8 protein-coding genes are annotated in these 7,483 nt (G+C 69.6%); 3 read left to right on the top strand and 5 right to left on the bottom strand.

Annotation, left to right across the window (positions count from 1 at the left end; all coding sequences use genetic code 11):
- Positions 1 to 271 precede the first annotated feature (271 nt).
- The 5 genes from lipB to mltB all read right to left on the bottom strand — a co-directional run bounded on the left by lipB (position 272) and on the right by mltB (position 5,000).
- Positions 272 to 925 (bottom strand): lipoyl(octanoyl) transferase LipB, encoded by a 654-nt coding sequence (lipB, locus tag LJE69_RS01315; protein WP_296920525.1) that lies wholly within the window; start codon positions 923 to 925, stop codon positions 272 to 274.
- A gap of 26 nt (positions 926 to 951) precedes the next feature.
- Positions 952 to 1,266 carry a DUF493 domain-containing protein gene (locus LJE69_RS01310; protein ID WP_296920522.1) on the bottom strand — a complete coding sequence of 105 codons (315 nt, stop codon included), beginning with the start codon at positions 1,264 to 1,266 and terminating at the stop codon, positions 952 to 954.
- Positions 1,267 to 1,487: 221 nt separating this feature from the next.
- Positions 1,488 to 2,651 (bottom strand): D-alanyl-D-alanine carboxypeptidase family protein, encoded by a 1,164-nt coding sequence (locus LJE69_RS01305; protein WP_296920519.1) that lies wholly within the window; start codon positions 2,649 to 2,651, stop codon positions 1,488 to 1,490.
- Between the two features lie 149 nt (positions 2,652 to 2,800).
- Complete coding sequence (locus LJE69_RS01300) at positions 2,801 to 3,841, bottom strand: septal ring lytic transglycosylase RlpA family protein (RefSeq protein WP_296920517.1); 1,041 nt, start codon at positions 3,839 to 3,841, stop codon at positions 2,801 to 2,803.
- Complete coding sequence (mltB, locus tag LJE69_RS01295; RefSeq protein ID WP_296920514.1) at positions 3,828 to 5,000, bottom strand: lytic murein transglycosylase B; 1,173 nt, start codon at positions 4,998 to 5,000, stop codon at positions 3,828 to 3,830. Before mltB ends, LJE69_RS01300 begins: the two co-directional genes overlap by 14 nt.
- Positions 5,001 to 5,209: 209 nt before the next feature.
- Here mltB and gatC point away from each other — a divergent pair, with 209 nt between their 5' ends.
- The 3 genes from gatC (at position 5,210) to LJE69_RS01280 (ending at position 7,423) form a co-directional block, all read left to right on the top strand.
- Positions 5,210 to 5,497, top strand: coding sequence for an Asp-tRNA(Asn)/Glu-tRNA(Gln) amidotransferase subunit GatC (gene gatC / locus LJE69_RS01290; RefSeq protein WP_296920510.1), 288 nt, complete (start codon positions 5,210 to 5,212; stop codon positions 5,495 to 5,497).
- Positions 5,498 to 5,591: 94 nt separating this feature from the next.
- Positions 5,592 to 7,046, top strand: a complete 1,455-nt coding sequence (gatA, locus tag LJE69_RS01285; RefSeq protein WP_296920507.1) for an Asp-tRNA(Asn)/Glu-tRNA(Gln) amidotransferase subunit GatA — start codon at positions 5,592 to 5,594, stop codon at positions 7,044 to 7,046.
- 164 nt (positions 7,047 to 7,210) lie between these two features.
- A complete protein-coding gene (locus LJE69_RS01280) occupies positions 7,211 to 7,423 on the top strand; it encodes a hypothetical protein (RefSeq protein WP_296920504.1) in 213 nt (70 codons plus the stop codon).
- Positions 7,424 to 7,483: the final 60 nt, after the last annotated feature.

Raw genomic sequence — 7,483 nt, 5'->3', positions numbered from 1 at the left:
GCGTCACCCACCTGGTGGCCAGGCGGCTGCTGGACTACTCGCACCTGCTCGGCGGGCTGGTGGTGACCTCGCGGGACTTCCACTAGATTGCTTGACGGCTCCAAATGCTTGCAGTTGAGTCAAGTTTGTTGTCGTTGTCGTGGTCGTTGTCGTTGTCGTTGCGTAATCGACTACCCGACCACGACCACGACCACCAACAGAGACTTCGACCCGGTTCCTCGGCTCCGGCCTCACCCGGGCCGACGCCTGCAAAATTGGCTGAAACGGGGTACTAGCCCGGCGCCGGCCGCATGCCGAGCCGGTGCCCCACGGCGGCCGCAAAGCGCCATGGCAGATCAGCCTTCACCAGCACCGCCGGCGCGACCAGGTCCGCCAGCCGGGTCATCGCCAGGCCGGCGTAGCCGCAGGGGTTGATGCGCCGGAACGGGGCGAGATCCAGATCCACGTTCAGCGCGATGCCGTGGTAGCTGCAGCCGTGGCGCACCCGCAAGCCCACGGAGGCGATCTTGGCGCCATCCACATACACCCCGGGGGCATCGGGGCGCGCGCTGGCACCGACACCGAAGCCGGCCAGCAGGTCGATGACCGCGCCCTCCAGCGCGCTCACCAGCGCACGCACGCCGATCTTCAGCCGGCGCAGATCCACCAGGACATAGGCGATGAGCTGCCCCGGGCCGTGGTAGGTGACTTGACCGCCGCGATCCGTCTGCACCACCGGGATGTCGCCGGGGGCCAGCAGGTGCTCGGCCCGTCCGGCCTGGCCCTGGGTGAACACGGACGGGTGCTCGGCGAGCCAGAGCGCGTCCTCGGTGGCCTCGGTGCGCGCGTCCGTGAAGCGCTGCATGGCGCGCCAGCAGTCCAGATACGGCACGCACCCGAGCCGACGCACGTGCAACACCCGGGGAGCGCGGCTGCTGTCGGTCATCACAACAGCGCCCCGGCGAACCGGGGTCACAGCGCGTAGACCACCAGCTCGTGGGCACTCAGCTCCCGGTAGATGGCATCGAGCTGCGCCTTGCTGTGGGCGCGCACGCGGGCGGTCACGGCGAGCCACTTGCCGCCGCTGCTGCGGCGCGTGGTGACGTCCGCCGGGGCCAGGTCCGGGGCGTGGCGCGAGAGGATCTCCCATACCACGGCCTCGATGTCGCTGTCCGCGGCACCCATGGCCTTGATCGGGAAGGTGCAGGGAAACTCCAGCAGGGTCTCGGTGACCTCCGGGGCCGATGCTGGTGTGGGGGCGCCGGTTTGGGGATTGCGATTGTTCATTGGCGGCTCAGCGGGTCGTCGATCTCTGTCACCCAATGTGGGGCATGCCGACGCCGGTGTCGAGCCGGCGGGGCCGGAGCCGACGAACCTGGTCGAAATCTCTGCTCATGGTCGTGGTCGTGGTCGCGTTCGTGGTCGTGGTCGTGGTCGGATACTCGACAACGACAACGACAACGACAACGAGAGCAAAATTTGGAGAAGCGCGGCGCTGGGGCACTGAGCTAGAACAGCCGCAGCACCGAGTCCCAGCCGCGCTGGAAGATATTCCCCTCGCCCACGTCCGCGAGCGCCACGGCGGGCTCGCGACGGATCTCCCGGTCACCGAGCTTGAAGACGATCTCGCCGACCAAGTCGCCCCAGGCCACTGGGGCGGTGATGTCCATCGCCGGCTCGAGCTGCGCGCTGAGCTGGTCGTACTTGCCGCGGGGGATGGTGATGTAGAGGTCCCGCGCCGGCCCCACCGGCAGCTCGCGCGCATCGCCGCCCCAGACGCGCAGGGACTCCACCGGCTCGCCGCCCGGGAAGACGCGATGAGTCTCGAAGAAATTGAAACCGTAGTTCAGCAGTGCCTGGCTGTCGGCGACGCGCTCGGACGGGCTGGCCGTGCCCATCACCACGGCGATGAGCCGGCGGCCATCGCGCTTGGCGGAGGAGACCAGGCAATAGCCGGCGGCCTTGGTGTGGCCGGTCTTCATGCCGTCCACGCTGGGGTCGAGCTTCAACAACTGGTTGCGGTTGGACTGCTTGATGTCGTTCCAGGTGAAGTCCGGCTGCGAGTACCAGGCGTAGTAGTTCGGATACTCGCGGATGATGGCGGCGGCCACCTTGGCGATGTCCCGCGGCGTTGTGTAGTGCTCCGGGTCCGGCAGGCCCGTGACGTTGACGAAGTGCGAGTTGGTCATGCCGAGGCGCTTGGCGTTGCGGTTCATCAGCTCGGCGAAGGTCTCCTCCGAGCCGGCGATGTGCTCGGCCAGCGCGACGCTGGCGTCGTTGCCGGACTGGATGATCATGCCCTGGATCAGGTCCTCGACACCGACCTGCTTGCCAACCTCGATGAACATCCTGGAGCCGCCCGTGCGCCAAGCCTTCTCGCTGACGGTGACCTTGTCGTCCAGGCTCAGCTTGTCGGCGGCGAGCTCGCGGAAGACCACGTAGGCGGTCATGATCTTGGTGAGGCTCGCGGGCTCGAGGCGCTCGTCGGCGCCCTGCTCGGCGAGGATGGTGCCGCTGTCGTAGTCCAGCAGCAGGTAGCCGCGCGCGTGCAGTGCCGGCGGCTCCGGGATGCTGCTCTGCTGCTCGGACACGGTGGCGGCGCCGGGCAGCGCGAAGAGGAGCAGAAGGAGGGCGGGAAGACAGGCGGTAAGGGCCTTCTGGATCATGGTCATGCGGCGGGCTGGCGGTTTCGGGGTTGCGGACGGCCGGCCGCCGGGCGAGCCGGTGGGCGCGGCTGGCCGTGCATTCTACCTTTGCGGCAGCGGGGACACAGCGTCGCCGCGGCAGGCCTTGCGCGACGGGGGCCGCGACGGGTGCCGGCTCAACGGGGCACCACGAGCGAGGGTCCGAAGCCGAGGGCGACGAGCTCGCCGGCGAGTTGCTCGGCCTCGGCCCGTGAGCCCACCGGACCAACGCGCACCCGGAACAGCGGCCTGGCATCCCCGTGTACCGCCGTGTCTTCGGCGATGGTGACGGGTGTGGCCAGCTGGCCACGCAGGCGCCAGCGCATCTGCTCGGCATTGGCGCGTGCCCCGAAGGCGCCCACCTGGAGGTAGTAGCCGGCGCTGGTGCTGGCCACCGCGGGCTGTGCTTGCGGCCGGCGAGCGGTCGCCGTCGCCGTGCGCGTGGCGGGCGCGCCTGGCGCGGCGCGCGTCGAGCGGCGCTCGCCGGCCGCGGCGGTGCTCGCCACCGCGGGCGTCCGCGGCCGGCTCGCGACGGTGTGCGCGGGGTGATCGCCGGCCGCGCCGTGGTGCACCCGCTCAGGCTCGGGCGCCGGCGCGAGGCCGGCAATGCGCATCGACTTCGGCAACTTGCCGTCGTGGTCGCGAGGGTCGATGGAGGCCACCTCCACCATCGCGGTGCCCTTCTTATCCACACCGAGCGCCTTCGCCGCGGCGTACGACAGGTCGATGAGGCGGTTGTCGACGAACGGGCCGCGGTCGTTGATCTTGACGATCAGGCTGCGGCCGTTTTCCAGGTTGGTCACCAGCGCATAGGTGGGCAGCGGCAGCGTCTTGTGCGCCGCTGTCCACTGGTGCATGTCGTAGCGCTCGCCGCTGGAGGTCTTCTTGCCGTGGAAGTTCGGACCGTACCAGGAGGCGATGCCGCGCTCCACGTAGCCGCGGCTGGTGGCCTTGGGTCGATAGGTCCGGCCATAGACCACGTAGGACTTCATGTTGCCGAACCTGGACTTGGGCTCGACCCTGGGCTTGGCACCGGGCACGTCGGCGAGGCGGACGTCGCGCTCCGGCGTACCGCCGCAGCTCGCCAGCAGAGACAGCAGCAGGACGGGCAGCCACCTGCCCGCCCGCGCCACCAGCCGGGGCAGCCGCGCTGCGCCGGCGCACTCAACCCGCCGCATCGTCGGCCACCTGCCGTGCCGAGTCTTGACCCGAACCTTGGGCTGGGCTCAGCGCCGGGCCTTGGGCCGAGCTTTGCGCTGGGCCTTGGACTGAGTCTTGAACTGGGCCTTGAACTGGGCCGGGGACAGAGCCGGCCGCGATCTCGCGGCTCAACTGGAACACCGCCATCGCATAGAGATTGCTCTGGTTGTAGCGGGTGATCGCATAGAAATTCTCGAAACCGAGCCAGTACTCGGGTCCGTCGCCGTCCAGTTCCAGCAGCGCGACACGCGCATCGGCGGGCGGGGAGTCGGCCAAGGCGCCCGCCGCTGGGACGACGCCGGCCGCGCCGAGTTGCGCCAGGCTCTCCTGCGGCAGTGCCGGCCGCTTCCCGGCAACCGGAATGCCGGTGGGCACGCCATCGGTCAGCGTTGCCCGCGCCGCGATGGGCGCCCCCCGCTGCCAGCCGTGCATGGCGAGATAGTTGCCGACGCTGCCCACCACGTCCGCGTCACTGCCCCAGAGATCGCGGCGACCGTCGTCATCGAAATCGACCGCGTAGGCGCGATAGCTGGACGGGATAAACTGTGGCAGTCCGACCGCACCGGCGTAGGAGCCCACCGCGGTGCGCGGGTCCACCTGCTCCTCCCGGGCCAGCAGCAGGAACTCGCCCAGCTCCTTGCTGAAGAAGTCCGCCCGGCTCGGGTAGGCGAAGCCGAGCGTGGAGAGCGCATCCAGCACCCGGTGCCTGCCGACATTGGCGCCATAATTGGTCTCGATGCCGACGATGGCGGTGATGACTTCCGCAGGCACACCGTAGGTGAGCTCGGCCTTGTCCAGCAACGCGGCGTGCTCGCGCCGGAAGGCCACGCCGGCGTCGATGCGCGCCGGGGTCAGGAAGATGCGCCGGTAGTCCCGCCAGGGCTTGGCCTCGTAAGGCCGGTTCATGGCATCGATGATGTCCTGCCGGTAGCGCGCCGCGGCCATCAGGGTGGCCAGATCCTCAGCGCTATAGCCGAGCCGCTGCGCCTGCTCGGCGACGAATGCCTGGCTGCCGGTCGCATAGGACGCTGGGACGCCGGCGGTGACGGCCGGCGGCGCCAAGGCCGCGATGCAGGCGGCGAGCGCGAGGGCGCCGGGCCGACGGAACAAAGGTGCGAGGGCGGCGGAAGGGCGCATGGGCAGGAATTGAGTTAGCGGCTTCGGTTAAAGCGTCACGTCCAGTATAGGCCAGAAGTATCTATTTCAATATCGGTTTTTGCCCGGAAACTGTTCGGCACCGAGCCCCCCTGACCGGTCGAGCCTCACCAGTCGCGGGGCCTTGTGGTAGCGTTGCGCCTGCAACGCCTGCGCCCCACTCAAATTCTCAAACCCGCCCGGAACCCGCCATGGCCCTGGACCGAACCGATGTCGCCAAAATCGCCCACCTGGCCCGGCTCGAAGTCGCCGAAGCCGATCTCGATCACTACGCGGCCGAGCTCAGCAACATCCTGACCCTGGTGGAACAGATGAACGCCGTGGACACCGGCGGCGTCGAGCCCATGGCGCACCCGCTGCACATGGCCCAACGCCTGCGTCCGGACGCGGTCACCGAGGCGGACCGGCGCGAGGCCTTCCAGGCCATCGCCCCGGCCACCCAGGACGGGCTCTACCTGGTACCGAAGGTGATCGAGTAGCCCGCCCGCCACGTTCGCAGCAGCACTGCCCGCGCCTCCCGCTCGCGCGGCCCACGTCGCCACCCAAGTCGTACCCAGCCAGCAACCACCACGCATGCACGAGCAATCCATCACCGAGCTCGCCGCCGGTCTGCGCGAAAAGGGCTTCTCCAGCCGCGAGCTAACGGAGCACTATCTGGCCCGCATCGAGCGCCTGGACCCGGCGCTGAACAGCTACATCACCGTGAGCGCGGACACCGCGCTGGCCGCCGCCGATGCGGCGGACGCGCGCATCGCCGCGGGCGACGCCGGGCCGCTCACGGGCATTCCCATCGCGCACAAGGACATCTTTCTCACCGAGGGGCTGAAGACGACCTGCGGCTCGCGCATGCTGGACAACTTCGTGGCGCCCTTCGATGCCACCGTCGTCGAGCGGCTCGCCGCCGCCGGCGTGGTGGTGCTGGGCAAGCTCAACATGGACGAGTTCGCCATGGGCTCGTCGAACGAGACCAGCTACTACGGCCCGGTCCGCAACCCCTGGGACACCACGCGCGTGCCCGGCGGCTCCAGCGGCGGCTCGGCGGCGGCGGTGGCCGCGGGGCTCTGCGCCGCCGCCAGCGGCACCGACACCGGCGGCTCCATCCGCCAGCCCGCGGCCTTCTGCGGCATCACCGGTATCAAGCCCACCTACGGGCGCTGCTCGCGCTGGGGCATGATCGCCTTCGCCTCCAGCCTGGACCAGGCCGGCGTGCTGACGCGCTCGGCGGCGGACGCGGCGCTGCTGCTCGGCGCCATGGCCGGCTTCGACGAGCGCGACTCCACCAGCGCGAGCGAGCCGGTGCCGGACTATGGCGCGACGCTCACCGACGACATCGCGGGCCTGCGCATCGGCCTGCCGAAGGAGTACTTCGGCGAGGGCCTGGACGCGGGCGTCGAGGCATCAGTGCGCGCCGGGCTGGCGGAGCTCGAGAAGCTCGGCGCCAGCATCACCGACATCAGCCTGCCGAACGCGCCGCTGTCGGTGCCGGCCTACTACGTGGTGGCCCCGGCGGAGTGCTCGTCGAACCTCGCCCGCTTCGACGGCGTGCGCTACGGCCACCGCTGCGAGGCGCCGCAGGACCTGGAGGACCTCTACAAGCGCAGCCGCGCCGAAGGCTTCGGCGCCGAGGTGAAGCGGCGCATCATGATCGGCACCTACGCGCTGTCGGCGGGCTACTTCGACGCCTACTATCTCAAGGCACAGCAGCTCCGCCACCTGATCGCGGACGACTTCCGCCGCGCCTTCGAGCAGGTGGACCTGATCATGGGCCCCACCACGCCCACCACGGCCTTCCCACTCGGCGCCAAGACCGACGACCCGGTGGCCATGTACCTCAACGACATCTACACCATCGCCACCAACCTCGCCGGCCTGCCCGGCCTGTCGGTGCCGGTGGCGCCGGTGGACGGCCTGCCGGTGGGCTTGCAGATGATCGGCAACTACTTCGCGGAAGGACGGCTGCTGAACGTCGCGCACCGGTTGCAGCAGGCGACGGATTGGCATCGGGCGGTGCCGCCCGGGTTCGCCTAGCTGCGCGGCCCAAGCCGATGAGAAAAGCCAAGCGCCAGGCACCGGCTCCCGTAGGGCGGATAAGCGCAGTGCATCCACCACCGCCACGGACGCAGCCATTCGCCCCCGACCAAATCGCGCCCAGCCCATGACCGAAGCCCTCGCCCATCGCTGCCAGGTCGCCGATGGGCCAGGTGAGCCTGCGCCGGAAGCCATCACCTCGTAAGCGCAGCTGCTGGCGGTGGCTGCGCAAGAACGTCACCCTCGACGCGGGACGAACCTACGCCGGCGGGCTGGTCAAGTTCGAGCCCGACGACGACGCCCGCACCCCGCTGCGTTACCTCGCGGCGCCGCCGATCTCGGACGACGATCTCAAGACCTTGGCAGACACCAGCTAGTGATAGCGTAACCCGCGAAATCGACGACTTACCGACACTCAGCGTCGGGTTACGCTGCGC

The sequence above is a fragment of the Thiohalocapsa sp. genome, from assembly GCF_022340605.1.
In the GTDB taxonomy this organism is placed as follows: Bacteria; Pseudomonadota; Gammaproteobacteria; order Chromatiales; family Chromatiaceae; genus Thiohalocapsa.
Note: the sequence above shows the minus strand (reverse complement) of the source record. Positions and strands in the feature narration are given on the sequence as shown.

Bases quoted from the DNA above. Each gene is read 5' to 3' on its own strand.
- LJE69_RS01305 (WP_296920519.1), bottom strand. From the start codon at position 2,651: ATGACCATGATCCAGAAGGCCCTTACCGCCTGTCTTCCCGCCCTCCTT.
- gatA (WP_296920507.1), top strand. From the start codon at position 5,592: ATGCACGAGCAATCCATCACCGAGCTCGCCGCCGGTCTGCGCGAAAAG.
- lipB (WP_296920525.1), bottom strand. From the start codon at position 925: ATGACCGACAGCAGCCGCGCTCCCCGGGTGTTGCACGTGCGTCGGCTC.
- LJE69_RS01280 (WP_296920504.1), top strand. From the start codon at position 7,211: ATGGGCCAGGTGAGCCTGCGCCGGAAGCCATCACCTCGTAAGCGCAGC.
- mltB (WP_296920514.1), bottom strand. From the start codon at position 5,000: ATGCGCCCTTCCGCCGCCCTCGCACCTTTGTTCCGTCGGCCCGGCGCC.
- gatC (WP_296920510.1), top strand. From the start codon at position 5,210: ATGGCCCTGGACCGAACCGATGTCGCCAAAATCGCCCACCTGGCCCGG.
- LJE69_RS01300 (WP_296920517.1), bottom strand. From the start codon at position 3,841: ATGCGGCGGGTTGAGTGCGCCGGCGCAGCGCGGCTGCCCCGGCTGGTG.
- LJE69_RS01310 (WP_296920522.1), bottom strand. From the start codon at position 1,266: ATGAACAATCGCAATCCCCAAACCGGCGCCCCCACACCAGCATCGGCC.